Source organism: Nocardioides oleivorans (assembly GCF_004137255.1).
Taxonomy (GTDB): Bacteria; Actinomycetota; Actinomycetes; order Propionibacteriales; family Nocardioidaceae; genus Nocardioides; species Nocardioides oleivorans.
Genome location: NZ_SDWT01000001.1, coordinates 2,808,446 through 2,832,124 on the forward strand (window position 1 = coordinate 2,808,446; position 23,679 = coordinate 2,832,124).

The 23,679-nt window shown below is 73.9% G+C and carries 20 protein-coding genes; 16 read left to right on the forward strand and 4 right to left on the reverse strand.

The genetic code is table 11. The annotated features are described in order from the left end of the window. Position 1: 1 nt before the first annotated feature. Complete coding sequence (locus tag EUA93_RS13465) at positions 2 to 1,915, reverse strand: DUF7657 domain-containing protein (RefSeq protein WP_129400597.1); 1,914 nt, start codon at positions 1,913 to 1,915, stop codon at positions 2 to 4. A 73-nt stretch (positions 1,916 to 1,988) separates the two neighbouring features. Between EUA93_RS13465 and EUA93_RS13470 the strand changes: the two genes are divergently transcribed. From EUA93_RS13470 to proB, 6 genes are all read left to right on the forward strand, one after another. Then, positions 1,989 to 2,714 (forward strand): TIGR03936 family radical SAM-associated protein, encoded by a 726-nt coding sequence (locus EUA93_RS13470; protein WP_129400598.1) that lies wholly within the window; start codon positions 1,989 to 1,991, stop codon positions 2,712 to 2,714. A 325-nt stretch (positions 2,715 to 3,039) separates the two neighbouring features. Then, entirely contained in the window at positions 3,040 to 6,543 is a 3,504-nt protein-coding gene (locus tag EUA93_RS13475; protein WP_129400599.1) for an Rne/Rng family ribonuclease, read from the forward strand. A gap of 220 nt (positions 6,544 to 6,763) precedes the next feature. After that, complete coding sequence (rplU, locus tag EUA93_RS13480) at positions 6,764 to 7,063, forward strand: 50S ribosomal protein L21 (RefSeq protein ID WP_090967378.1); 300 nt, start codon at positions 6,764 to 6,766, stop codon at positions 7,061 to 7,063. 49 nt (positions 7,064 to 7,112) lie between these two features. Then, positions 7,113 to 7,367 carry a 50S ribosomal protein L27 gene (gene rpmA / locus EUA93_RS13485; RefSeq protein WP_090967377.1) on the forward strand — a complete coding sequence of 85 codons (255 nt, stop codon included), beginning with the start codon at positions 7,113 to 7,115 and terminating at the stop codon, positions 7,365 to 7,367. A gap of 100 nt (positions 7,368 to 7,467) precedes the next feature. Further along, the gene (gene obgE, locus EUA93_RS13490) at positions 7,468 to 9,039 is read left to right on the forward strand and encodes a GTPase ObgE (protein WP_129400600.1); all 1,572 of its coding nucleotides are present in this window, start codon (positions 7,468 to 7,470) and stop codon (positions 9,037 to 9,039) included. Next, on the forward strand, positions 9,036 to 10,169 hold the full coding sequence (proB, locus tag EUA93_RS13495; protein ID WP_129400601.1) for a glutamate 5-kinase: 1,134 nt from the start codon (positions 9,036 to 9,038) through the stop codon (positions 10,167 to 10,169). Before obgE ends, proB begins: the two co-directional genes overlap by 4 nt. Positions 10,170 to 10,209: 40 nt before the next feature. On the opposite strand, the gene EUA93_RS13500 is transcribed toward proB, so the two are convergent. Continuing rightward, positions 10,210 to 10,527 carry a nucleoside triphosphate pyrophosphohydrolase family protein gene (locus EUA93_RS13500; protein WP_207208684.1) on the reverse strand — a complete coding sequence of 106 codons (318 nt, stop codon included), beginning with the start codon at positions 10,525 to 10,527 and terminating at the stop codon, positions 10,210 to 10,212. 48 nt (positions 10,528 to 10,575) lie between these two features. Here EUA93_RS13500 and EUA93_RS13505 point away from each other — a divergent pair, with 48 nt between their 5' ends. The 4 genes from EUA93_RS13505 (at position 10,576) to EUA93_RS13520 (ending at position 14,576) form a co-directional block, all read left to right on the forward strand. Beyond that, positions 10,576 to 11,220, forward strand: a complete 645-nt coding sequence (locus EUA93_RS13505) for a nucleotidyltransferase domain-containing protein (protein ID WP_129400602.1) — start codon at positions 10,576 to 10,578, stop codon at positions 11,218 to 11,220. Positions 11,221 to 11,305: 85 nt separating this feature from the next. Beyond that, positions 11,306 to 12,487, forward strand: a complete 1,182-nt coding sequence (locus EUA93_RS13510) for a cysteine desulfurase family protein (protein WP_129400603.1) — start codon at positions 11,306 to 11,308, stop codon at positions 12,485 to 12,487. After that, complete coding sequence (mnmA, locus tag EUA93_RS13515) at positions 12,487 to 13,590, forward strand: tRNA 2-thiouridine(34) synthase MnmA (protein WP_129400604.1); 1,104 nt, start codon at positions 12,487 to 12,489, stop codon at positions 13,588 to 13,590. The genes EUA93_RS13510 and mnmA overlap by 1 nt, the downstream gene beginning before the upstream one ends. Then, positions 13,587 to 14,576: a uroporphyrinogen decarboxylase/cobalamine-independent methonine synthase family protein gene (locus EUA93_RS13520; protein WP_242497367.1), complete on the forward strand. Its 990-nt coding sequence runs from the start codon at positions 13,587 to 13,589 to the stop codon at positions 14,574 to 14,576. The genes mnmA and EUA93_RS13520 overlap by 4 nt, the downstream gene beginning before the upstream one ends. Here the strand turns inward: EUA93_RS13520 and EUA93_RS13525 are convergent. Beyond that, a complete protein-coding gene (locus EUA93_RS13525) occupies positions 14,494 to 15,885 on the reverse strand; it encodes a hypothetical protein (RefSeq protein ID WP_129400605.1) in 1,392 nt (463 codons plus the stop codon). The genes EUA93_RS13520 and EUA93_RS13525 overlap by 83 nt on opposite strands. Before the next feature lie 124 nt (positions 15,886 to 16,009). Between EUA93_RS13525 and EUA93_RS13530 the strand changes: the two genes are divergently transcribed. The 6 genes from EUA93_RS13530 to EUA93_RS13550 are packed head-to-tail and all read left to right on the forward strand — an operon-like array spanning position 16,010 to position 23,020. Then, positions 16,010 to 17,011 (forward strand): glycosyltransferase family 2 protein, encoded by a 1,002-nt coding sequence (locus EUA93_RS13530; protein ID WP_129400606.1) that lies wholly within the window; start codon positions 16,010 to 16,012, stop codon positions 17,009 to 17,011. After that, on the forward strand, positions 17,008 to 17,745 hold the full coding sequence (locus tag EUA93_RS13535; RefSeq protein ID WP_129400607.1) for a class I SAM-dependent methyltransferase: 738 nt from the start codon (positions 17,008 to 17,010) through the stop codon (positions 17,743 to 17,745). The genes EUA93_RS13530 and EUA93_RS13535 overlap by 4 nt, the downstream gene beginning before the upstream one ends. Then, positions 17,742 to 18,689, forward strand: a complete 948-nt coding sequence (locus tag EUA93_RS13540; RefSeq protein WP_129400608.1) for a lysylphosphatidylglycerol synthase domain-containing protein — start codon at positions 17,742 to 17,744, stop codon at positions 18,687 to 18,689. Before EUA93_RS13535 ends, EUA93_RS13540 begins: the two co-directional genes overlap by 4 nt. Positions 18,690 to 18,693: 4 nt before the next feature. Continuing rightward, complete coding sequence (locus EUA93_RS21620) at positions 18,694 to 19,857, forward strand: hypothetical protein (protein ID WP_165355159.1); 1,164 nt, start codon at positions 18,694 to 18,696, stop codon at positions 19,855 to 19,857. Then, on the forward strand, positions 19,848 to 21,521 hold the full coding sequence (locus EUA93_RS13545; protein ID WP_165355160.1) for an ArnT family glycosyltransferase: 1,674 nt from the start codon (positions 19,848 to 19,850) through the stop codon (positions 21,519 to 21,521). Before EUA93_RS21620 ends, EUA93_RS13545 begins: the two co-directional genes overlap by 10 nt. Next, complete coding sequence (locus EUA93_RS13550; RefSeq protein ID WP_129400610.1) at positions 21,518 to 23,020, forward strand: DUF2142 domain-containing protein; 1,503 nt, start codon at positions 21,518 to 21,520, stop codon at positions 23,018 to 23,020. The genes EUA93_RS13545 and EUA93_RS13550 overlap by 4 nt, the downstream gene beginning before the upstream one ends. A gap of 22 nt (positions 23,021 to 23,042) precedes the next feature. On the opposite strand, the gene EUA93_RS13555 is transcribed toward EUA93_RS13550, so the two are convergent. Continuing rightward, positions 23,043 to 23,678 carry an alpha/beta hydrolase gene (locus EUA93_RS13555; RefSeq protein WP_129400611.1) on the reverse strand — a complete coding sequence of 212 codons (636 nt, stop codon included), beginning with the start codon at positions 23,676 to 23,678 and terminating at the stop codon, positions 23,043 to 23,045. Position 23,679: the final 1 nt, after the last annotated feature.

Here is a 23,679-nt window from a genome sequence, read left to right on the forward strand (position 1 = left end):
GCTAGCTCCCGTCCGTGACGTCGTAGACGATGCGCGGGGCGCCGCCCCAGTCGAAGCGGCGGACCTCCTGGAGGCACTTCATGTCCAGGTCGCGCGTGGCCACGATGGTCTCGAGCGCGGGCATCCGCTCGGCCAGCGTGCACGGCGACGCCCGCACCAGGATGACGTCGGGGCTGGGGTTCTCCATCGCGATCCCGGGCTTGTCCTGCCACTGGAACCAGACGAAGGCGCCGCCCCGGTTCCAGACGGACTCGTCGACGTCCGGGTCCAGCGCGGTCCAGGCGTCGCGCTCCGGGCCTGCCAGCTGGCGGCCGGAGAGGCTGGGGATGCCCGACGAGGCGAGCAGGCTGTCCACCGCGAAGGCGTCGCTGGCCCACAGGCCACCGTCCTCGCGGACCTCCGGCGCCTCGTCGAGGAGCTCGTCGGCCGCGGTGCTGCCGCGCAGGTCGGCCAGGCCGAACAGGAGCGGGTTCACGTTCCACACCAGGAGGGCCGCCCCGGCCACGGCCACGACGTAGCCGTAGGGCCGGCGCGGGCGGAAGGTGATGAGGAAGACCGCGACCGCCACCACCAGCGAGGCGACGTAGATGCTCATGAGGGAGATCGTCGGGATGCTCGTCAGGCGCAGGAGGGAGCCGGCGTACGCCGTCGTCGCGCCGGTGGCCAGCGCCGAGGCGACGGCGACGCGGCGCGCGCCGAGGTCGGGCAGCAGGGGCAGCACCAGGCAGAGCAGCAGCACGCCGAGCATGCCCACCACGTCCGCCGCGCGGGCCTGCGGGACCTGGTTGAGGAGCGGGATCGAGGAGGCGAGCGTCCCGAGGGCCAGGGTCGACCAGGCGAACCAGAGCGCGGTCGTCGCGCCGAGCACGAGGATCGCCACCCGGTGACGTCGTGGCGCCGGGCGCCAGGCGGCGGCCGCGAGGACGGCCACCCACACGAGCGTGAGGCCGAAGGACGAGGAGACCTCGCTGGCGTTGGATGCCGCGATGACCGGGTGGTCGTGCAGCACCCCCAGGACGGGCGCGGCGAAGATGTCCGGTAGGGCGCTCGGGTTGCCGTCGGAGCGGCGCAGGCCGGGGTAGACGGTGTCGGCCAGGACCGTCAGCGTGGCGCGGTTCTCCAGCACGACGGCGATGATCGCCGCCAGCGTGGCCGCACCGGTCGCCGCGACGACTGCGGCGGTCCGCCCGCGCCCGACGCGCGGGACGAGGAGGAAGGCGACCGTCGTGGCCAGCACCGAGACGTCGAAGACCACGCTCCAGGGCGGGTAGGCGTAGAGGGTGCGGGCCAGGAAGAGGGCCGAGACGGCACCCCAGGCGACCGCCGGGACCGTGCGCCGCGCCAGGGAGGCCTCCTGGGCCTTCATCAGTGCGGTGCAGCCGACGAAGAGCGGGCCGAGCGACGCGATCGGTCCGAACGACCACCACACCGCCAGCGGGGAGAGCACCAGCAGGGCCACCGCCAGCCAGCCGACGCGCGAGCTCCCGGTGATGCGCCGGAACCATGCGGGCACCCCCAGCGCGAGCAGGAGCATCGGCAGCCAGAGGGTGGCCGAGTAGAGCACCTGGTCGGGCAGCCACGGCCCGAGCTGCAGGGCCCAGCGGTCGAAGAGGACGACGGTGCTCACCGGGCCGCCGGGGAGCTGGTTGAGGAACTGCTCGTCGGCCGTGAGCGGGTTGAGGTCGTCGGTCGATCCCGTCGTCATCACCCGCAGCAGGCCGGGCGTCGAGGTCGCCCACTCGTCCGACCGCTCGCTGAGGGGCGTGCCGAGCATCAGCCCGGAGTGCTCGCCCGGGGTCTCCCTCAGCTGGTCGATCCCGATGCTGGAGTAGCTCGCACCGGACAGGGCCAGTGCGAGGTAGACCAGGACGGGGACGAGGACGGGCCAGCGCGCGTCGCGCAGTCTCTCGCGCACAGCACGCAAGTCGAAACCTTCCAGCTCCAGCGGTGGGACCGACCGCACTATACGGGTCATCTACCGTTGCGCCGTGCCCCGCGAACAGCCCGAGCAGCAAGCCCCTCCGGTCCAGCGCCTCCGCATCCGCTACGCCAAGCGCGGACGGCTCCGCTTCACCAGCCACCGCGACTTCAGCCGGGCCTTCGAGCGTGCCGTCTTCCGCGCGCGGGTGCCGATGGCGTACTCCTCGGGCTTCAACCCGCACCCCCGCATCTCCTACGCCGGGGCTGCGCCGACCGGTGCCGCGAGCGAGGCGGAGTACCTCGAGCTCGCGCTGGCCGAGGTCGTGGTGCCGGCCGACGTGCACGCGATGCTCGACGAGGCGCTCCCGCCCGGGCTGGACGTCCTCGAGGTCGTCGAGTCGCCCGGCGGATCGCTCGCCGACCTGCTCGAGGTCAGCCGCTGGCAGATCGACCTGGCGGCCGACCACGAGGCCACCACGTCCGCCGTCGCGTCGTTCCTGGCCGCAGACGAGGCCCTCGTGGAGCGGATGACCAAGAAGGGGATGCGCGAGTTCGATGCCCGGGGTGCGGTCATCGCCCTCGAGGTGCTGCCCGCCGCACCGGCTCCGGGGCGTACGTCGATCGACGTCGTGCTGCGGCACGGCACCCCGGCCGTACGACCCGACGACGTGCTGCGCGGCCTGGAGGCGGTGGCCGGACTGACGGCCGGCGAGGCCCCGCTGATGACCCGCCTGGCCCAGGGCCCGCTGCTCGACTCGGGCGAGCCCGGCGACCCGCTGGGCGCGCGCACATAGGGAAGGTTGACGTGGCGTGTGCGATACTCGCCACGTTCGACGCCCGTGGTGAGAGTCGGGATCTGTCGAGCCGACGACGTTCTCGCCGTCCACCACGTGTGGTCGGCACCCCGGGAGGGTGGACGTCACCGGACCGCGACGCGGCCACAGGAACCTGTGACAGGGGCTCCTCACGGCCCGGCGACCGCGGCAGGTGACGGATCGGCTTCCCGGAGACGCTCCTGCGGAGGGAGTCGCCGCCACTGAAGCTTTGCGTCCCCGGGATCGTTCCGCGAGAGCGGTGGACGCCGTACCGGCGCCGTGATCGGCGCCCGAGGAGCACCACATGCTCGATGACGACCAGCCCGACCGCACCGAAGCCGGGACCGAGGCTCCCGCCGCCACGGAGCCGTCCGCTCCCGTGGTGACGCGCCGGACCCGCAGGGCCCCGGCCCGCAAGTCCGCCGTGGCGCCCACCGAGGCATCCACCGAGGCACCCGCCGAGGCGCCCTCTGACGCAGGCGCCGCCGCCGAGCAGGTCGCGGCGCCCGCGAAGAAGGCCGCCGCGAAGAAGGCGCCGGCCCGCAAGGCCGCCCCGCGCAGGTCGGCCGCCAAGAAGGCCGCCTCGGCCGCCGACGCCGAGGCGACCCCGCCCCAGGCCGCGGACGAGACCACCGCCGACACCTCCACCGACACCTCCGTCGACACCGGCGTCGAGACCGCCGGCGACGGCACCGAGGTCGCGGCTCCGGCCAGGAAGGCTGCGGCCCGGAAGACCGCCAAGGCACCGGCGAGGAAGACGGCCGCGAAGAAGACGGCCGGCAGGAAGACCGCTGCCACCGAGCCGGTCGTCGCCGAGGTCGCCGACGCCGACGCTGCCGCGGAGGACCCCGCCGACGACGCCACCGGGCACGCCGTGCTGTTCCAGGCGCCGGTCGTCACCACGACCACGCGCCGCACCCGCAAGCGGCCCACGCCCGTCGAGACCGCTGCCGAGACCGCTGCCGAGACCGCTGCCGAGACGGCTCCCGAGGCTGCTCCCGAGGCTGCCACCGAGACCGACGCCGCCGCCGAGCCGACCGGCGACGAGGCCGCGGTGAGCGCACCGGCGAAGAAGGCTGCGAGCAAGAAGGCCGAGAGCAAGAAGACCGCCGGCAAGAAGGCCGCCGCGAAGAAGTCCGGGCGACGCTCGGGAGCGAAGGCCGACGACCCGGTCGTCGAGGTGGCTCCGGAGGACGAGGAGGAGGTCACCGACGAGGAGGCCGCCGCGTCCGCGGACGTCGAGGCCGAGGGCGTCGAGACCTCCGACACCGAGCAGGCCGACGACTCCAGCGAGGGGTCCAGCGACGACTCCAGCGACGACTCCAGCGACTCCGACGACGACTCCGCCGACGGGGACGGCCCGGCCCGACGCCGTCGCCGCCGCGGCGGCCGTCGCCGCCGCAAGTCCTCCGACTCCTCCCAGGACGGGCAGGACGGCCAGGACGGTGCGCAGGACGGCGAGGCCGCCTCCGGCACCGACTCCGCGGAGACCGCGGCCGACGACGCCTCCGAGGCGAACGGCGACTCCGGCCCGGCCGACAACGGCGACGCCAACGGTGACGGGAACGGCGAGGGCACCTCGCGCCGCCGTCGCCGTCGCCGCCGCGCCGGGGACGACCCGGCCTCGGAGGACGACGAGCCCAACACCGTCACCCGAGTCCGCAGCCGCCGCTCCGCCGAGGACCAGATCACCGCCGTGGCCGGCTCCACCCGCCTCGAGGCCAAGAAGCAGCGCCGCCGCGAGGGCCGCGAGGCCGGTCGCCGCCGTGCGCCGATCGTCAGCGAGGCCGAGTTCCTCGCCCGCCGCGAGTCCGTGGACCGCGTGATGGTGATCCGCCAGCGCCAGGACCTCACCCAGATCGGGGTGCTGGAGGACCGGGTCCTCGTCGAGCACTACGTCGCCCGCGAGTCCCAGACCTCGCTCATCGGCAACGTCTACCTCGGTCGCGTGCAGAACGTCCTGCCGTCGATGGAGGCGGCGTTCATCGACATCGGCAAGGGTCGCAACGCGGTCCTCTACGCCGGTGAGGTCAACTGGTCCGCCCTGGGCCACAAGGACGGCCAGCCCCGCAAGATCGAGTCGGTGCTCACCAGCGGCCAGATGATCCTGGTCCAGGTCACCAAGGACCCCATCGGCCACAAGGGCGCCCGCCTGACCAGCCAGGTGAGCCTCGCCGGCCGCTTCCTCGTCTACGTCCCGGACGGCACCACGTCGGGGATCTCGCGCAAGCTGCCCGACACCGAGCGCAACCGCCTCAAGACCCTCCTGAAGGAGATCGTCCCCGACACCGCCGGCGTCATCGTGCGCACGGCGGCGGAGGGCGCCAGCGAGGAGGAGCTCACCCACGACGTCGAGCGCCTCAAGTCGCGCTGGGAGGACATCGAGAAGAAGTCCGCCAACAAGGGCTCCGGCCCGCAGCTGCTCTACGGGGAGCCCGACCTCACGCTCAAGGTGGTGCGCGACCTCTTCACCGAGGACTTCTCCAAGCTCGTCATCGAGGGTGACGACGCCTGGGAGACCGTCCGCGGCTACGTCGAGTCCGTGGCGCCCGACCTCGTCGAGCGCGTCGAGAAGTACGAGCGCAACGGCGCGGGCGACGTGTTCTCCACCTACCGGATCGACGAGCAGATCCACAAGGGTCTCGACCGCAAGGTCTGGCTCCCGTCGGGTGGCTCCCTGATCATCGACCGCACCGAGGCGATGACGGTCGTCGACGTCAACACCGGCAAGTTCACCGGGTCCGGGGGCAACCTCGAGGAGACGGTGACCAAGAACAACCTCGAGGCGGCCGAGGAGATCGTGCGCCAGCTCCGGCTGCGCGACATCGGCGGCATCATCGTCGTCGACTTCATCGACATGGTGCTGGAGTCCAACCGCGACCTCGTCGTACGTCGCCTCGTCGAGTGCCTCGGCCGCGACCGCACCCGCCACCAGGTCGCCGAGGTCACCTCGCTCGGCCTGGTCCAGATGACCCGCAAGCGGATCGGCACCGGCCTGCTCGAGGCGTTCAGCGAGAACTGCGAGCACTGCCACGGTCGCGGGGTCGTGATCAAGGACCAGCCCGTCGACCCGAACGGCCGGGGCGCCTCCTCGGAGGAGCCCGGTGAGGGCCGCCGCAGCGGCCGCCGTCGTGGCCGTCGGGGCGCCTCCGGCGAGGGCAACGACTCCAACGGCGAGTCGGGCAGCGGCTCCGCCGGGAGCGACAAGTCGGCCGAGCACCACGCTCCGTCGCCGAAGGACGTCGCCGCGATGGCGCGCCACGACAAGTCCGCCGACGAGGCCCAGGAGACGATCTCCGAGACCACCTCCGAGACGGCCTCCGAGACGGCCTCCGAGCCGGACGAAGCCGTGCTCGAGGCGCCCACCGACGAGCCTGCCGACGAGCCCACCGCGGCTCCCGTCCAGGCACCCGAGGCACCCGAGGCACCCGAGGCACCTCAGGCGGCGGTCGCCGACGAGGCGTCCGCAGCCGAGGAGTCCCCGGCCGGGGCTGTCGAGGAGGCTGCCGAGGCAGCTCCTGCGGAGGCACCCGCCGAGCCCGAGAAGCCGCGGGTCGTCACGCGTACGCGCCGCCGCTCCGCCAGCAGGCCCGCCGGTCCGCCGGCGACGCTGCCCGCAGCCGCGCCGATCGGCGACGCCGGCACGCCCCCCGAGTCGGGCGTGGTGGAGCCGGTGGACGTCGGGGTCGACCCGGGCGTCGACGCCTCGCTCGCCACGGAGTCCGGCGACCTGGCCGACGGTCCCGCCGACGACGCTCCCGCCATCGAGCACGTCCCGATCAAGAAGAAGGGCTCACGCAAGCGCTGAGCCGTCCGCACCGTCGAGGGTGCGGGGGAGGGCGACCGGACCTCGTTTTGCCCGGTCGGCACCCGATCCCGTACTCTTGACCGTCGGTGTTCGTAGCACCACCCTGCGCGCCCGCCCGGCGGCCGCACCTCGCCAGAAGTCCAGGCGGTGTCGTGCGCAGGAACCCCGTTCTTCCAGCCGTGTTCCAACCCGTAGTTCGTATCGAGGAGAGTGACTCGCCGTGTACGCAGTCGTGCGCAGTGGCAGCAAGCAGCAGAAGGTTGCCGTGGGCGACGTCATCGAGATCGACGCGCTCGGCGCAGCCGGTGACACCCTCACCCTTCCCGTGGTGATGGTCGTCGACGGTGACAAGGTCACCGCGACCGGCCTCGACAAGGCCAGCGTGACCGTCGAGGTCACCGGTCGCACCAAGGGTCCGAAGATCATCATCCAGAAGTACAAGAACAAGACCGGCTACAAGAAGCGCCAGGGTCACCGCCAGAAGTACACCCAGGTCAAGGTCACCGACATCTCCCTCTGAGCCCCGCTCGAGGTCGACCACCAACTCTTCGTTCGCAAAGGAATGAACAATGGCTCACAAGAAGGGTGCTGCGAGCACCAAGAACGGCCGTGACTCCAACTCCCAGCGCCTCGGCGTGAAGCGCTTCGGCGGCCAGGTCGTCGGCGCGGGCGAGATCATCGTGCGCCAGCGTGGCACCCACTTCCACCCGGGCACCGGCGTGGGCCGCGGTGGCGACGACACCCTCTTCGCCCTGCAGGCCGGCGCCGTCGAGTTCGGCACCCGCCGCGGTCGCCGCGTGATCAACATCGTCCCGGGCGAGTGACGACGCGACACTGATCCACCTCTGCACTCCGCAGACTGCGAAAGGGCGTCCCTGATCGGGGACGCCCTTTCGTCGTTCCACCACCACTGACAGGAATCCCATGGCCATCCCCACCTTCGTCGACCAGGTCACGCTGCACCTCGCAGCAGGACGGGGTGGCAACGGCGTGGCCTCGGTCAAGCGCGAGAAGTTCAAGCCCCTCGGCGGCCCCGACGGTGGCAACGGTGGCCAGGGTGGTTCGATCATCCTGCAGGTCGACACCAGCGTCACGACGCTCGTGGACTACCACCACAGCCCGAAGCGCAAGGCCGACAACGGCGGCCAGGGCGCCGGTGACCACAAGAACGGCGGCAACGGCAAGGACCTGACGCTGCCGGTGCCCGACGGCACGATGGTCAAGGACGCGGACGGCACCGTGCTGGCCGACCTCGTGGGTCACGGCACGACCCTCGTCGTCGCCGCGGGCGGCCGCGGCGGCCTCGGCAACGCCGCGCTCGCCTCCTCCAAGCGCAAGGCCCCCGGGTTCGCCCTGCTGGGCGAGCCCGGCGACGAGCTCGTCGTACGCCTCGAGCTGAAGGTCGTCGCCGACATCGGCCTGGTCGGCTTCCCGAGCGCCGGCAAGTCCTCGGTGATCGCCGCCATCTCGCGCGCGCGCCCCAAGATCGCCGACTACCCCTTCACCACCCTGATCCCCAACCTGGGCGTCGTCACGGCCGGCGAGACCACCTTCGTGGTCGCCGACGTCCCCGGCCTGATCGAGGGTGCGGCGGAGGGCCGCGGCCTGGGCCACGACTTCCTGCGCCACATCGAGCGCTGCGCGGCCCTGGTCCACGTCGTCGACACCGCCTCGATCGAGCCCGGGCGCAACCCGCTCGACGACCTCGACGTCATCGAGGGCGAGCTCGCGCGCTACGGCGGGCTGGAGGACCGGCCCCGCCTGGTGGCCCTCAACAAGGTCGACGTGCCGGACGGCCAGGACATCGCCGACATGGTGGTCGAGGAGCTGCGGGGCCGCGGCCTGCGGGTCTTCGAGGTCAGTGCCGCGTCGGGCGCCGGGTTGCGCGAGCTGACCTTCGCGATGGCCGAGATCGTCGTGGCCGCCCGTGCGGTCGCGCCCCAGGTCGAGCCCGAGCGGATCGTGCTGCGACCGAGGGCCGTGGACAGCGGCGACGACTTCGAGGTCGTGGCCACCGACGACGGGTGGCGGGTGCGCGGCACCAAGCCCGAGCGCTGGGTGCGCCAGACCGACTTCAGCAACGAGGAGGCCGTCGGGTTCCTCGCCGACCGCCTCAACCGCCTCGGTGTCGAGCTCAAGCTCGCGAAGATGGGCGCGCAGGAGGGCGACACCGTCCTCATCGGAGCAGAGGACAACTCGGTCGTCTTCGACTTCAAGCCCAGCATCGAGGCGGGCGCCGAGATGCTCGGGCGCCGGGGCGAGGACGAGCGGTTCCGCGAGGACCGACCGGCCCGCGACCGCCGCCGCGACATCGCCGACGCGATGGAGACCAAGGGCGAGGAGGAGGCCCGCGCCGACGTGGCCCGCCGCCTCGACGCGGAGCGCAGGGCCAAGGGCCCCAACCGCAGCACCGGCAGCTCCGGTGTCGGCCCGATGTCCTACGAGATCGGCGGCAAGGACGACCCCGACTGGGGTGGCGAGCAGGACGACGAGTGAGCGACGGCGTCGGGTCGGACCGTGCTGGGCTGGTGCGTGCCGCCCGGCGCGTCGTCGTCAAGGTCGGCTCGTCGTCGCTGACCACCGCCGCAGGTGGTATCGACCCCGCGCGCGTCCGCCGGCTGGTGGAGGTGCTGGCCGCCTCCCGTGACGCCGGCGCCGAGGTCGTGCTGGTGTCGTCGGGTGCGATCGCCGCGGGTCTCGCCCCGCTCGGGATGAAGAAGCGCCCGCGCGCGCTCGCCTCGCAGCAGGCCGCCGCGTCGGTCGGCCAAGGCCTCCTGGCGCACCGCTACCAGGAGGAGTTCGCCCGGCACGGGATCGTCACCGGCCAGGTGCTCCTCACCGTCGACGACGTCACCCGTCGTGCGCACTACCGCAACGCCCACCAGACCTTCGCCAGGCTGCTCGAGCTCGGCGTCGTACCCATCGTCAACGAGAACGACACCGTCGCCACCTCCGAGATCCGCTTCGGCGACAACGACCGGCTCGCCGCGCTGGTCGCGCACCTCGTCCACGCCGACCTGCTCGTGCTGCTGTCCGACGTGGACGGCCTGTACGACGGCCCGCCGAGCCGGGAGGGCTCCCGGCTGATCCCGGTGGTGCACTCCGAGGCCGACCTCGCTGCGGTCACGATCGGCTCGACCGGCGCCTCGGGTGTCGGCACCGGCGGGATGACGACCAAGGTCGACGCCGCTCGGATCGCCACCGGCGCAGGGATCGACGTGCTCCTCACCTCGGCCGACCAGGCCGCGGCCGTCCTCGCGGGCGCCGAGGTCGGCACCCACTTCGAGGCCACCGGCAAGCGTCGCCCGACCCGCCTGCTCTGGCTCGCGCACGCCACCTCGGGGCAGGGCACGCTCACCCTCGACGCGGGCGCCGTCCGTGCCGTCGTCGAGCGGGGTGCCTCGCTGCTGGCTGCCGGCATCACGGCCGTGGGCGGGACCTTCGTCGCCGGCGACGCGGTCGACGTCCTCGACCCCGACGGTGCGCTCGTCGCGCGCGGGCTGGTGAACTTCGACGCCGACGAGCTCCCCGCCCTCCTGGGTCGCTCGACCGGTGAGCTCAAGGAGTCCCTCGGCGCGGCCTACGAGCGCGAGGTCATCCACCGCGACGCCATGACGCTGCTCTAGGCCCGCCGCTCGATGGACTTCCACCCGAGCGCGTGGAAGCTCAGTCGCCGGAGAGCACCCGGTCGAGCTCGTCCATCGTGCCGGTGAAGGCGCCCGCCAGGTCGACGTCGTACGCGTCGGCGAGGGTCATCACGCTCCAGAGGCAGTCGGCGAGCTCGTGCGCGAGTGCCTCGTCGAGGTCCTCGCGGGGCCGCACGCCTGCCTTGCCCTGGACCAGCTTGGCCAGGTCGCCGACGTCGCCGAGGAAGCCGAGCATGATCTCCTCGGACGTCCACGACCGCCCGTAGGAGGCCGCCTCGACCTCGGCGTACCTCTCCCGCACCGACCGGGCCCGCTCCTGCATCTGCTGGAAGTCCATGGCGTCATCCTGCCCGCCCGCCGTCCCGACCGGGGCTAGCCTGCGGGGATGCACTGGGAGCCCTCGGAGGCGGACGTGGCCGAGGAGGTCGCCTTCCGACGGCTGTACGGCGAGTGGCGGGCGCTGGACCCGGCCGGTCTCGCGGCGTTCATGGCGGCGTACGAGCGCGAGTGGTGGGTCGTCGGCGGGTGGGCGATCGACGCCTTCACGGGGCTTCAGCGCGGGCACGACGACATCGACCTGGTGATCTGGCGCCGCGACCTGGCGGCGTTCCAGGAGATGGTGGGGGACCGGCACCACGTGTGGAGCGTCGGCTCCGGGATGCTGCGCCCGCTCGACGCCGACTGGCCCGAGCTGCACCCGGAGGCCGGTCAGGTCTGGCTGCGCGACCACGCCCTGGCGCCGTGGTTCCTCGACTGCATCCTCGCCGAGGACCGCGACGGGCTCTGGGTCTCGCGGCGCGACGACGACCACGTCGTGCCGCTGGCCGACGTGACGTGGGTGGCCGACGACGGGATCCGCTACATGCGTCCGGAGGTCGTGCTGCACCACAAGGCCCGCCTCGACCGGTCCAAGGACCTCGCCGACCTCACGGTGGCCTGGCCGCTGCTCGGCGCGGCCGAGCAGGACTGGCTGCGCGACGCCGTACGACGCCTGTACCCGGACCACCGCTGGCTGGCCCTGATGACCTGAGCTGCCGGTGGCGCGGACGGCCGGCGGTGTGAAGGTGGCCACGCGCGGCCGGATCGCAGGAGGGGCCGCGTAGGCTTGGCAGGTCATGACCACGCCGCTCGTCTACCTCGACCACGCCGCGACCACGCCGATGCTCACCGTGGCCGTCGAGGCGATGACCCGCCAGCTCAGCGGCGTCGGCAACGCGAGCTCCCTGCACGCCTCCGGACGCGGCGCGCGCCGGATCGTCGAGGAGTCGCGCGAGAGCATCGCCGGCATGGTCGGCGCCCGCCCCGGGGACGTGGTGTTCACCTCCGGCGGCACCGAGTCCGACAACCTCGCCCTCAAGGGGATCTTCTGGGCCCGGCGAGCGGAGGACCCGCGTCGTACGCGCATCCTCTCCACCGCGATCGAGCACCACGCCGTCCTCGACCCGCTGCACTGGCTTGCCGAGTCCGACGGCGCCGAGGTCGAGCTGCTGCCCGTGTCGGCCGAGGGCGTGCTCGACCTCGAGGCCCTCAGGGACGCGGTGGCGCGTGACCCCGGCTCGGTGGCGCTCATCTCGGTGATGTGGGCCAACAACGAGGTCGGCTCGATCCAGCCGATCGACGAGGTGGTCGCGCTCGCCACCGAGCACCGGATCCCCGTGCACACCGATGCCGTGCAGGCGCTCGGGCAGGTGCCGGTGGACTTCGCCGCCTGCGGTGTCGACGCGCTGACCTTCACCGGCCACAAGGTCGGTGGGCCCTACGGCGTCGGCGCTCTCGTCGTGCGTCGTGACCTGGCCGTGAGCGCGCTTGTGCACGGTGGCGGCCAGGAGCGCGACATCCGCAGCGGCACCCTCGACGTGCCGGCGATCGCCGGGCTGGCGGCAGCGGTCGAGGCCTCGGTGAAGGCCCAGCACGACCACGCCATCCGGGTGGCCGAGCTGCGCGACGACCTGGTGCGCCGGGTCTGCGAGGTCGTCCCCGACGCCCACCTCCACGGCACCCCGACGGGTCCGACGCGGCTGCCCGGCAACGCCCACATCGGCTTCCCGGGCTGCGAGGGCGACTCGCTGCTGATGCTGCTCGACGCGCGCGGCATCGAGTGCTCCACGGGGTCCGCCTGCTCGGCCGGCGTGCCCCAGCCCTCCCACGTCCTGCTGGCGATGGGCTGCGACGACGACCAGGCCCGCCACTCGCTGCGGTTCTCCCTCGGCCACACCACGACCCCGGGCGACATCGACCGTCTGGTCGAGGCGATCGGACCGGTCGTCGAGCGCGCCCGGGCCGCCCGGGCCCGCTGATGAGGGTCGTCGCGGCGATGTCCGGCGGGGTGGACTCCGCGGTCGCCGCTGCCCGCGCGAAGGAGGCCGGCCACGACGTGACCGGCGTGCACCTGGCGCTGAGCCGCAACCCGGCGTCGTACCGCTCCGGGGCGCGGGGGTGCTGCACCATCGAGGACAGCAACGACGCCCGGCGCGCCGCCGACGTGATCGGCATCCCGTTCTACGTCTGGGACCTCTCCGACCGCTTCCACGAGGACGTGGTCGAGGACTTCATGGACGAGTACGCCGCCGGCCGCACGCCCAACCCGTGCCTGCGGTGCAACGAGAAGATCAAGTTCGCCGCGGTGCTCGACCGCGCGCTCGCGCTGGGCTTCGACGCGGTCGCGACCGGCCACTACGCCCAGCTGCGCACCGGCGACGACGGGCTGATCGAGATGCACCGGGCGGCCGACCACGGCAAGGACCAGTCCTACGTCCTTGGTGTCCTCGACCAGGACCAGCTGCGGCACTCGATGTTCCCCCTCGGCGACACCGACAAGCCGGCCGTCCGCCGCGAGGCGGAGGCCCGTGGCCTGCTGGTGGCCGACAAGCCCGACTCCCACGACATCTGCTTCGTCGCCGACGGTGACAACGCGGGCTGGCTGCGCGAGAAGCTCGGCGACCGCGCGCCCAACCACGGCGGCGACATCGTCGACGCGACCACCGGGCGGACCGTCGGCAGCCACACGGGCACCTACGGCTTCACGATCGGCCAGCGTCGGGGGCTGCGGCTCGGCGTGCCGGCGGCCGACGGCAAGCCGCGCTTCGTGCTCGACATCGAGCCGGTCAGCGGCACGGTGACCGTCGGCCCGCGCGAGCGCCTGGCGGTCGACCACGTCGCCGGGATCCGGCCGCGCTGGTGCGGGAGCGTGCCCCAGCGGGTCGACGGGACCGTCCAGCTGCGCGCCCACGGCGCCGAGCACCGCGCGGTCGTCGTCGTCGACGGCGACCGGGTCGCGATCGACCTGCTGGACCCCGCCGAGGGCATCGCCCCCGGCCAGGCGGCCGTGATCTACGACGGCACCCGCGTCGTCGGCTCGGCCACCATCGCCGCCACGCGTCCCGTCGGAGCCGGCGCGTGACGCGGGCGACCGGGATCGGGTCGATGCCCGGCACCACCGACGAGGGGTACGCCGAAGCCGTCCGCACCGTGCTCGGCGAGCTGCCCGACCTCCCGCACGTCCCCGAGCTCCCCGGACGAGGTGTCACGGCCGCGATGACCGGGCGCGCGCTCGCCGTGGTCGACGGCCTGGCCGCCGACCTGCAGCCCGCCGGCTGGCGGCTGACGGACACCAGCGGCGTCGACCAGCGTCGCGCACGCTCGCTGCTCGCGCAGGACCTCGACGCCGTCGAGGAGCTGGCCCAGGGCTACGTCGGCACCTTCAAGACCCAGGTCGCCGGCCCGTGGACCCTGGCTGCCACGGTCGAGAAGCCGCGCGGCGACAAGGTGCTCAGCGACCACGGTGCCCGGCGCGAGCTCGCCCAGGCACTGGCCGAGGGGGTCCGGGTCCACCTCGCCGACCTCCGCCGCCGGATCACGGGCGTCGACCGGTGGATCGTCCAGGTCGACGAGCCCGCCCTCGCCGCGGTCTCGCTGGCGCAGGTGCCGACCGCCAGCGGGTTCGGCCGCCACCGCCGCGTCGACGCGCCGGAGCTCTCCGCGCACCTCGAGTGGGTCGTGGCCGCGGTCACCGAGGCCGGGGGAGAGGCCTGGGTCCACTCGTGCGCGCCGCAGACGCCGTGGTCGCTCGTCGCGGGCGCGGGCGTCGCCGGCCTGTCGGCCGACCTCGACGTCCTCGGCCCCGCCGACCTCGACGCCTTCGCCGAGGTCCTCGAGTCCGGCCGCAGCGCCGCGCTGGGCGTCGTACCGTCCACGGACCCGGACCCCGACCCGTCGGACGCGCGCCTGACCGAGCGGGTGCAGCGCTGGCTCGACATGCTCGGACTCGACCCGGAGGCGGTGGGGGACCGCCTGGTGGTGACGCCTACGTGCGGCCTGGCGGGTGCCACTCCGGGATGGGCGGCACGAGCGGTCCGTCTGTCGGCGACGGTGGCGCGCAACCTCTGAGCCGCACCCCCGGCAGGTCGGCCCGGTCGAGCCGGGCGGTCGCCGGCGCGGTGTGAAGCAGCCTGACGACCGCGAGCGCGACGGCCATCGTCACGGCGACGAGCGGCAGCAGCTCGGTCGGGCGGGTGAGGAGCGCGTCGACGAAGGCGTTGCGCCACCACACGTCGCGCACCGGCGTGTACATGTCGTCCGAGATCGCACCCGGCGCGATCAGGACGACCTGGAGCACCGCGACCGGGACGAACCAGCGCCGCGCGCGCTCGGACAGCCACGGGGTCGCCAGCGCCAGCGCCGGGGCCAGGCTGACGACGAGCTCGAGGCTGGTGCGGTAGCCGTAGAAGTGGTCGCCGCCGCTGAACCGGTTGAGCACCGCCTGGCTCAGGGTGTACGCCGCCCCGCCCGCGGCCAGCCACCGGCTCCAGTCCGGCAGCGCGGACCGGTGCCGCCACGCGGTCGGGCCCAGCACGACGAGCAGCGGCGCCCACCACAGCAGCCCGCGGTCGGCGGAGACGACGAAGCCGAGCCAGTTGACCGGGTCGAGGACGTACCCGGCCGCGTTGCCGGCGAAGTCGCCTGCGCGGTAGCCCGACGTCGGGTCCCACGAGCCGTACATCCAGCGGGTCCACACCGAGACCATCCCCAGCGCGGCGAGCGCGACCGCGCCGACCCGCAGCGCGATCGCGGGCCGACGGCGCGACCACGCGAGGCCGAGGCCGACCACGGCGCACACCAGGGCGGCGTGCAGCCGGCCCCACAGCAGGACGCCGCCGAACACGCCGACGAGCCACCAGCGGCCCCGGTCGGCGGCCCACGCGGTGCCGAGGATGCCGAGCGTGGTGAGCGTGTGGGGCCAGATGGCGTCGGCCGAGACCGACCAGACCGGGGTGGCGAACCCGAGGAGGCCCGCCGCCACCAGGCCGGCTCGGGTGCCGATCCGGTCGCGCAGCACGAGGAAGAACAGCACCACGGCCAGCGCGCTCAGGAGGGCGGCGGTCAGTCCACCGGGCAGCGGGTCGACAGTGGCGGGGCGCGCGACGGCGTACGCCGGCACGACGGCCGCGATCACGCCGGGCGCGCGACCCACCGCCTCGCGCCCGTCGGCGGTCTCGACGATCCACGTCTCGCGGATGATGTTGTCGTCGAGGTAGGGGAAGCCGGCGATGTCCGGGACGGGGTCGCCGGTCAGGGCGATGTGGCGTGCGGCGAAGTCGGCGGTGAAGGCGTCGGGGCTCGGGTCGGGGTTCGTGGTGAGCGCGTAGACACCCGCGAGGAGCACGAACAGGAGGAGAGGGACCAGCCGCCGGGGCATGCGCGCCATTGTCCGTGCCGGGCGTGCGGCGGGCGAGGGCTGTGGCCGAGCGCTCGCCCATCGTTCGCCGACCCGTCACCTGACCGAGGTCCGCGGGTCCCGGGTGCTGCCTAGCGTCGCCGGCATGTTGCTCGTGGTGCAGGTCCCGTGCCTGAACGAGGAGGAGACCCTTCCCCTCGTCCTGTCCTCGATCCCCCGGTCGATCCCGGGCATCGACGAGATCGTGGTGCTGGTCGTCGACGACGGGAGCACCGACCGGACCGTCGAGGTCGCCCGGTCCTTCGGCGTCACCGAGGTCGTGCGCCACCCTCGCAACCAGGGCCTGGCCCGGTCGTTCACCGACGGCGTCAACCACGCGCTCGCGCTGGGCGCCGACATCGTGGTCAACACCGACGGCGACAACCAGTACCCCCAGGAGCGCATCGCCGACCTGGTCCAGCCGATCCTGCGCGGCGAGGCCGACATCGTCATCGCGGACCGCCAGGTCGGCCTGATCGACCACTTCTCGCCCGCCAAGAAGGCGCTCCAGCGCCTCGGCTCGCGGGTGGTCAACGTCGCCGCCCGCACCGAGCTGCCCGACGCGGCCAGCGGCTTCCGGGCCTACTCGCGTGAGTCGCTGATGCGGCTCAACACGGTCACCCGGTTCAGCTACTGCATGGAGACGATCATCCAGGCCGGCAACAAGAACCTCGCGATCGCGAGCCTGCCGGTCGTCACCAACGCCAAGACCCGCGAGTCGCGGCTGTTCTCCTCGACCCGGCAGCACGTGTTCCGCTCCGGCGCCGCGATCGTGCGGGCCTACGTGATGTACCGCCCCTACGTGATCTTCGGCGTGATGGCGATGCTGTTCGGGGTGCTCGGGCTGCTGCCCTACCTCCGGTACGCCGTCCTCGCCGCGGCCGGGCAGGGCGGCGGGCACGTGCAGTCCCTCCTCGTGGGCGCCGCGCTGGTCGTGGTCTCGTCGCTGTGCGTGATGCTCGGGATCGTCTCGGACCTGATCCGGACCAACCGCGCGCTCATCGAGGCCAACCTGGAGCACACCAAGCGCGCCCGCTACGACATCCTCCGGGTGCCCACCACCCCGGTCATCGAGGCTCCCACTGCCCGGAAGGTCGGCATCCGATGAAGTCGCTCTACGTCCGTCTCGTCCGCCTCCTCGCCGCGCCCCTGCGCGCGCTGGGCGCCCTCGCCTGGCTGCGCCGGCGCGCCCCGCGCTCGCGGGCGGCCACCTGGGTGCTCTCCCTCTTCGCGATCCACGACGTCGACGGGCTCCAGGACCTCGACGTGCCGTGGTGGACGTTCGACTCCGCCGACCAAGCTGCCGGCTGGCTGCGCGAGCACCCGGGCGCCCGCGTGTTCGAGTGGGGATCGGGCGCCTCGACGATGTGGCTCGCCTCCCGCGCCGGATCGGTGCACTCGGTCGAGCACCACGCCGGCTGGGCGGCGATGATCGCACCCCGCCTGCCGGCCAACGTCGAGCTCCGCGTCGTCGAGCCGATCGCCACAGCGACGCCCGTCGTGGGCTCGGCCAAGCCCGGCCACGGGGGACTGGACTTCGCCGACTACGTCGCCGCCATCGACGACGTGCCGGGCGACTTCGACCTCGTCGTCATCGACGGCCGCGCCCGCGAGGCGTGCCTGGCCAGGGCGGTCGAGCGGCTCGCGCCCGGCGGCGTCATCGTCTTCGACAACGTCGACCGGCAGCGCTACGTCGACGCCATCGACAGCACGGTCGCGGCGGTCGGTGACCGGCTGTCGGTCACCATGACCCGCGGCCTCACCCCCGCGTTGCCCTATCCGACGCGCACCGCCCTGCTCCACTCGTCGCCGGTGCCCACCCCAGACGCCGGGGTGACGTGACCCGCCGACGGGCGCTCCACGCCGCCCGCGTGCTCTTCGTCCTCCTCACCCTCGCCCTCGCCTGGTGGGGGTTCCGGGGCCGGTGGGCCGAGGTCGGTGACGCCGCGAGCGCCACCGGCCCGCTCCGCGTCGGCGGTGCGGTGCTCTGCGCGACGGTCGGGCTCGGGCTGACCGGGGTGCTCTGGCGGTCGCTGCTGCGATGGGTCGGCTCGCAGGTCGGCGCGCGCGACGCGGCCGCGGTCTTCTTCGTCGGCCAGCTCGGGAAGTACGTCCCGGGATCCGTGTGGAGCATCGCCGTCCAGGCGCAGCTCGGTCGGCGCCACGGCGTGCCGGCCCGCTCGAGCGTCGCGGCCTCGTCGCTCTTCCTCCTCGTGCACACCGCGACCGGTCTCGTGGTCGGTGGGCTCCTGGCCGCGCTCGGCGCGGTCGACCTCCCCTCCGGCCTCGCCGCCCTCGGGCCCTGGGTCGCGGTGGCCGTCGGTGCCGGGTCGCTCGCGCCGCCGCTGCTGCGACGGATCGCCGCCCGCCTCGCCGGTCCCGGCGTCCACGCCTCGCTCGGTCCCGCCGAGGTCGCCGGGTCGGTCGCGGTGATGGCGCTGGTGTGGCTCGCCTACGGCGGCTCGCTGCTCCTGCTCGTGCCCGGCGACAGGGCTGCGCCGAGCCTGTTCGCCGCGGCCGCCGCCTTCGCGCTCGCGCACGCGGTGGGCGTGCTGGTCGTCTTCGCCCCCGCCGGCGTCGGTGCCCGCGAGGCCGTGCTCGTCGCGCTCCTCGCGCCGTTCCTCGGTGTGCCCGGTGCCGTCGCCGTCGCCCTGCTCTCGCGCCTCGCGCACGCGGTGGCCGACTTCCTCACGGCCCTCCTCGCGTCCGTGGTGGCGAGCCTGGCCGCGCCGCCCCGGCAGCACTCCCGGCAGGCAGGGGAGCCGGCAGGTGTCCGCGGACGGTGAGGCGGTGGCCACGACGCTCGCGTCCGGCCAGCCGTCCCTCCCGTCCGGCCGCGCGGCCCTGCGCGCAGCCGTCCCGGTGGTCGCGACCGTCGTCGCCCTGCACGTCGGGTTCGTCCTGGTGCGTGCGGTCGCCGTCGGCGGGCTCGACGGCTTCGTCGTCTACGACGGCCGCGCCTACTTCCGGATCGCGCTCGACCCGTTGACGCTGGCCGTCACCGACCACGGCATCACCTTCACCCGGCCGGCCTACTGGCAGACCCGCATCGGCTACCCGCTCACCGCCTGGCTCGGCTCCCTCGGCGGCCGGATCGGGCTGGTCGCCGGCGCCCTCGTCCTGGTGAACCTCCTCGCGATCGCCGGCATCGCGCTCGCCGGCGCCTGCACGGCACGGCGGCTCGGCCACAGCGCCTGGTGGGGAGGCGTGCCGGCACTGTGGGCCGGCTTCCTCGTCGGCCTCGGGCAGGACCTCACCGAGCCGCTCGCCGGCGTCCTGCTCCTCGGCGCGCTCGTGCTGCTGCGCACCCACCGGCACCTGCTCGCCTCTCTCGCCCTCACCGCCGCCGGGATCACCCGGGAGACGACGCTCCTCGTCGCCGCGACGGTGCTCGGCTGCTCGGTCCTGGCCCCGGTCCTTGCTTCCGTGCTGCCGGCGCGCGGTCGTCGTACGGCACCCGGGTGGTGGGTGGGCGCGCTGCCGCTGGTGACGTACGCCGCGTGGCGCACGTGGGTGCACGCGCGCTGGTCGGACGTGGTGCCCGACCCGACCTCCGGCAACCCGGTCGGGGTGCCCGTCGTCGAGCTCGTGCACTACGTCGGCACCGCGGCCCTCCACCCGCTGCGGGAGGCGCCCAACGTCGTGCTGCTGGTGCCGACGCTGCTCGCGCTCGCCCTGGCCGCCACGGCGCTCCGCGGTGGAGGCCCCGCCCACGAACGCCTCGCCCTCGCCGGCTACCTCCTCGTCCTCGTCAGCCTGCCCGTGTGGGACCGCGGCCAGGCCTACCTGCGCTGGGGATGCGAGCCGCTGGTGATCGGCTGGCTGCTGCTCGTGGGACAGGCCCGGACCACGACGCTGCGCCGGCTCGGCGCCGCGGTGGCGGTGGTCTGGGTGGTCGCCGCGACGCAGAGCGTGGCCTACCCGCTGCCCGGGGCGTGGTGGACGTGGTCCTGACGACACCCACCCCGCAGCAGGACCGCGCCGACGACGGCACGCCCGTCCGCGACCGTACGACGACGTGGCTGGTCGTCGTGGTCGTGCTGGCGCTCGCGGTGCGCCTGGTCGCCGTGCGCCACGGGCTGCCGCACGCCTACAACGCCGACGAGGAGCTGCACTTCGTCCCGCAGGCGACCCGCGCGGCCGACGGCGACTGGTACTCCGGATACTTCGAGAACCCCAGCGGGCTGACGTACCTCCTCGCCCTGGTGTTCCGCGTCGCGCTGCCCGGCACCGACGCGTCGATGCTGCTCGTCGAGGACCCGGCCGTCGTCTACACGGTGGCCCGGCTCACGGTCGTCCTGCTCGGCACCGCGACCGTCCTCGCCGTCGCGCTCGCCGGCCGGGTCGCCTTCGGCCGCACGGCCGGCGTGTGGGCGGCTGCCTTCGTCGGGCTGTCGTACCTTCCCGTCTTCTACTCCCACCACGCCCTCAACGACGCCCCGACCCTGCTGCCGACGGCGCTCGCGCTGGCGGCCTGCCTGCGCCTGCACGATCGTGGCGGCACGCGGCTCGCGGCGCTCGCCGGGCTGGCGGTCGGTGTGGCAGCCGGCGTGAAGTACCTCGCGGCGCCGATGGCGGTCGTGGTCGGGCTCGCACTCCTGCTCCGCGTGGTCGGTGGGCGGCAGCGCCTCGCCCCCGCCCTGCGCGACCTCGCTGCCGCCGCGGTGGCGTGCCTCGCCGGCCTGGTGGCGCTCAACCCCTTCATGCTGGTCGAGGTCGGCAAGTTCTGGGGCGACTTCAGCGGACAGTCGGCGCAGGCCGCGACGGTCAAGCTCGGGCAGGCGGGCGCGGCCTGGGCGGGCTACCCGGTCACGCTCCTCTGGGGCTTCGGGGTCGTGCCCGTCGTGCTGGCCGCTGCGGGACTCGTGGTCGCGCTGCGCGGCGACAGGGGCCCCGACAGGGGACGGGCGCTGCTGCTCGTCACCTTCCCCGTCCTGCTCTACGTGCTGATGTCGTCGCAGGACCGGTGGTTCGCCCGCTGGCTGCTCCCGGCCTACCCGGCGCTCGCGGTCCTGGCCGGCCTCGGGGCGACGCGCCTGACCCGGGTCCTCCGCGGCGCCCTGCCCGGCGTCGTACGACCCCTCGCCGCTGCACTCGTCGCGGTCGTCGCGCTCGGCCAACCCGTCGTCGACGTGCTCCGCAGCGACCTCCTGCTCACCCGCACCGACACCCGCACCGAGGCGCTGGCGTGGCTGGTGTCGCACCCCGAGGTGGGCAGGGTCGTGGTCGAGCCGGCCGTGCCGGGCAGCTATCGCCGCGAGCTGCGCGACGCGGGCCTCGAGCTGCGTCCGGTCAGCCGGCCGTTCCAGTCCTACGAGCTCGGCCTGTCGGCGCCGTTGCTCGACGACTACCGCGCCGAGGGCTGGTGCTGGCTGATGGTCAACGCCCACCAGCGCGACCGCGGGCTGGCGGCCGGGCTGCCCGGCGCCATCTCCTACTACCGCCGGCTCGCCGAGGAGAGCGAGGTGGCGATGTCGGCCTCGCCGTTCGCCGCCGGCACCGAGCCCACGGCCTTCTCCTACGACTTCAGCTTCAACTACTACCCACCCGCACACCACCGACCCGGACCGGTCGTCGAGGTCCGACGCCTCGACGACTGCACAGAGGGGACCCCATGACCCGCCCGCCCACCGGCAGGATCCGACCCGCCGTACGCCGCTTCGCCGAGCGCCCCGACGCGGTGGCGCTGCTCGCCGCGGTGCTGCTGTTCCTCGTCGGCGCGCAGATCGCCCTGGTCTTCAAGGTGCCGAGCTGGGGCAACGACGAGCCGGCGCACACCGGGTACGTCGCCTCGCTGGCGGCCGGCCACCTGCCGACGATCGACACCGACATCGTCGACGACCCCGCACGCTTCCCCGGCACCGCCGAGGAGCTCCGCGGCTGGGACGCCGCCCACGGCGACATCTGGACCGCCAACCACCCGCCGCTGTTCCACCTCGCGATGGTGCCGGTCTGGTGGGCGCTCCACGACGTCGACCAGAGCGGGATGATCATCACGATGCGGCTGGCCAACACGCTCGGGTTCGCCGTGTGGCTCTACCTCGTCGGCGCGCTCGCGCGCGAGCTGGTGCCGCGCCGTCCTGCGGTCGCGGCGCTCGCCGTCGTGGTGGCCGCGGCTCCCACGCTGGTGCTCCGCTCGGCGTTCTTCCAGAACGACGGGTGGGCCTCGGCCTCGGCGGTGCTCCTGCTGCTGATGACCGTCCGGCTGCTCCGGCAGGGAGTGACCCCTCAACGGGTGGCGCTGGCGGCCGCCGCCGGAACGGTGGCGGCCGGGACCCGCGCGCAGGGCGTCCTGCTCGTGGCGCTGTGCTCGGTCGTCCTGGTCGTGGCACTCGCCCGCCGCCCGGGCAGCCGACCCGGCGGGTGGCGACGGGCGGTGCTCGTCGCCGGGGTCGTCGGGGCGGTCCCGGCAGCCGCCTGGGGCTGGTTCTACGTCCGCAACTACGGGCTCTACGGCGACTTCACCGGCCAGGACGCGCTGCTGCGGAAGTTCGACCGGGTGCCCGTGACCGAGTGGCACCGGATCGACAACATCCCGGGCCTCACCGAACCGACCCTGGCCACCCCGATCCTCATCGCGGTCTTCCTCGTGCTCGTCCCGATCGCGCTCGTCCGGTCCGTGCGCCGGCACGGCGTCCGCCCCGACGCGGTGTGGATCCTGCTCGCGATCCACGCGGCGATCACCCTGCAGAGCCTGGTCGGCTTCATGCAGGCCGGCGGGGGCTTCCACGACCGTTACCTGATGCAGGTCATGCCGCTGCTGGCGACGGCCGTCGCGGTCGGCATGCTCGAGGTCGGCCGCTGGGTCCGCGCCCGCACGCCCGGCACGGTCGCTGCCGAGCGGCGCGACTGGTGGACGGCCGTCGCGTGGTCGGCGGTGCTGCTGGTGTGGCTCGCCGGTGCGGTCGCCTGGCTGGAGGACTACTACGTGTTCAGCCGGCAGGAGACCTCGCCCGTCGACGGCCCCGTGCCGGACGCCATGGTCGTGGTCGCGGTGGGGCTCGGCGTGGCGATCGTCGCGGTCATGGTGCGGCGGGCGCGCGCGCTGGTCCGGCGCGACGACGGCGACCCCGGACGCGAGGTGCTCGAGCCCGTGGAGGAGTACGCCGCCGCCTGAGCGACGCGGCCGGCGTCGTGCCTCAGCGCTCGGGGGAGGCGGTCTCGGCGTCGAGGACCGAGAGGACGTCGGCGATCGCGACGTCGTGCCACCGCGCGGAGCCGCTCAGCATGTAGTGGCCGAGCGCGCCCATGTCGCGCAGCTCGGCGCTGTCGGCGACGGCCTTCGCGCGCTCGACGTACCGCGTCGTCTCCTTGAAGGACGTGATCCGGTCGCGTCGGCCGTGGGACGCCCGCAGGGTGCGTCCGGCCAGGGTGTCGACCGGGTCCTCGGCCGACCACCACGGCGCCAGGCCGACGACGCCGACCACCGACGGGTCGTCGGCGACGTGCACGGCGACCCGGGCCCCCATCGAGTGGCCGAGCAGCACGACCGGGACGTCGCCGTGCGTGGCGCGCACCTGGTCGAGCGCCCAGCGGGCGTCGTCGGGGCGGTCGGTGCCGCCGTTCCAGCCGCGCTCGCGGTAGCGCAGCATCCAGACCCCGACCCCGGCGTCGTCGGCCTGCGGGGCGATCGTGCGCTGGAGCCAGTGCGCCCGGCGCCACGAGGCGCTGCGGCCGTCGACGCCCTGGCGGGAGCGGGGCTTCCCGCCGTGCAGCACGAGGACGAGCGCGCGCGGGTCGGAGACGTCGTACGTCGTGAGGTGCGGGTCGGTCACG

Bases quoted from the DNA above. Each gene is read 5' to 3' on its own strand.
- EUA93_RS13475 (WP_129400599.1), top strand. From the start codon at position 3,040: ATGCTCGATGACGACCAGCCCGACCGCACCGAAGCCGGGACCGAGGCT.
- rpmA (WP_090967377.1), top strand. From the start codon at position 7,113: ATGGCTCACAAGAAGGGTGCTGCGAGCACCAAGAACGGCCGTGACTCC.
- obgE (WP_129400600.1), top strand. From the start codon at position 7,468: ATGGCCATCCCCACCTTCGTCGACCAGGTCACGCTGCACCTCGCAGCA.
- EUA93_RS13500 (WP_207208684.1), bottom strand. From the start codon at position 10,527: ATGGACTTCCAGCAGATGCAGGAGCGGGCCCGGTCGGTGCGGGAGAGG.
- EUA93_RS13505 (WP_129400602.1), top strand. From the start codon at position 10,576: ATGCACTGGGAGCCCTCGGAGGCGGACGTGGCCGAGGAGGTCGCCTTC.
- EUA93_RS13510 (WP_129400603.1), top strand. From the start codon at position 11,306: ATGACCACGCCGCTCGTCTACCTCGACCACGCCGCGACCACGCCGATG.
- mnmA (WP_129400604.1), top strand. From the start codon at position 12,487: ATGAGGGTCGTCGCGGCGATGTCCGGCGGGGTGGACTCCGCGGTCGCC.
- EUA93_RS13525 (WP_129400605.1), bottom strand. From the start codon at position 15,885: ATGCCCCGGCGGCTGGTCCCTCTCCTCCTGTTCGTGCTCCTCGCGGGT.
- EUA93_RS13530 (WP_129400606.1), top strand. From the start codon at position 16,010: ATGTTGCTCGTGGTGCAGGTCCCGTGCCTGAACGAGGAGGAGACCCTT.
- EUA93_RS13535 (WP_129400607.1), top strand. From the start codon at position 17,008: ATGAAGTCGCTCTACGTCCGTCTCGTCCGCCTCCTCGCCGCGCCCCTG.
- EUA93_RS13550 (WP_129400610.1), top strand. From the start codon at position 21,518: ATGACCCGCCCGCCCACCGGCAGGATCCGACCCGCCGTACGCCGCTTC.